Raw genomic sequence first — 1,261 nt, 5'->3', positions numbered from 1 at the left:
CTTCGTCTCGCCTACCCACGCCCTAGTCCACGGCTCATTTGCCCAGCAAACACAGAAAGGAATATCAACCTCCGGATTCTTAAGCATATTCTCCATCGGTTTTTCCAACAGCATCTTTCCGCCAAACCAATAATGGTAATAGCAGAATCCGTATACACCATACTTCTTAGCGAGGTTCGCCTGCCATACCTGGACCTCTGGATCCAACAAATCATAATAGTTCTTATTAAGGGGAACTCGCGGCTGCTGATGTCCAGAAAACAGAGGCTTGGCCTTCTTAACATTCACCCATTCGGTAAAGCCCTTTCCCCACCATTCATTGTTCTCAGGGATCTCATGAAACTGGGGAAGATAAAAAGCAATAACTTTCATATTGAAATATCTCTTTCTCTTATATACCTTCGGCTAGGATACAATTAATATAATTAACGCGAAACTCTTTTTCTTCTCAGTAAACAAAAACGTCTACTGGATCTGTTATAAAATTTTTCCAAATATTTTGACGGATAAAAGAGGAAATCAAGAAAAGGCGTTTTTGAACAAAGCATTGCAATTAAAACCGGGGCCAATATTCCGACTCCTGTTCCCACCAAAACTTGTATCCAATAATTCCGCCACCCCGCATAATTGAGTCCAATACGTATTCCAGCAGTAAAGATGGTGTGCAATAAATATATTGGAAAGGAATATTTGCAGATCAACAATAAAACTTTTGCAAAAAGACTAAACTTAGTGATCAAAGTAATAAAACAGATACTTGCGGCGATGCCCAGAGCTTCACCTGCTTCTTTAAGAATCGGAAGGCTTTGTACATTCATGTAGGAGAAAAACCCAACAACCAGAACATGTAACACAATCACTAGCATCTTTTTAATGCTAGAATTTTCGGAAAAAAATAATTTTTCGGTAACTGTGCCCAAACCAAAGGAAAAAGCCATACTCATAGCCGAGGATAGGCTACCAAAATGAATATCCAGAAGTACAGCAGCATAATTTAATACTGACAGGAAAATTAAAATATGCCAATTCTTCATAGACCCAGATAAAAACACCCAAAAAATAAAAAGAAGAAACAACGCATATAAAAACCAATATTGGGCTTCCGGCTCCTTCCACAGCCACAGTATACGATCAATATCGCTGCGATGATTCACCTCAGATACGGAACTATTGACTGCGATGTAGATTGAAGCAAAGACAAAGTAAGGGATGAGAATATTTAGCGCTTTATGTGCAATAAAGACCGACCTACTTCCTCTCG

2 protein-coding genes are annotated in these 1,261 nt (G+C 39.2%); both read right to left on the bottom strand.

All coding sequences use genetic code 11. The annotated features are described in order from the left end of the window. A partial coding sequence (locus tag Tam10B_RS12815) for a glycoside hydrolase family 99-like domain-containing protein (RefSeq protein WP_198947617.1) occupies positions 1–372 on the bottom strand: 372 nt, incomplete at its 3' end. A gap of 53 nt (positions 373–425) precedes the next feature. Then, positions 426–1,261: acyltransferase family protein (locus tag Tam10B_RS12810; RefSeq protein ID WP_093961606.1), on the bottom strand; the 836-nt coding region annotated here is incomplete at its 5' end.

It is taken from the genome of Bifidobacterium vansinderenii (genome assembly GCF_002234915.1).
In the GTDB taxonomy this organism is placed as follows: Bacteria; Actinomycetota; Actinomycetes; order Actinomycetales; family Bifidobacteriaceae; genus Galliscardovia; species Galliscardovia vansinderenii.
This window is presented reverse-complemented; position numbering and strand designations above follow the sequence as displayed.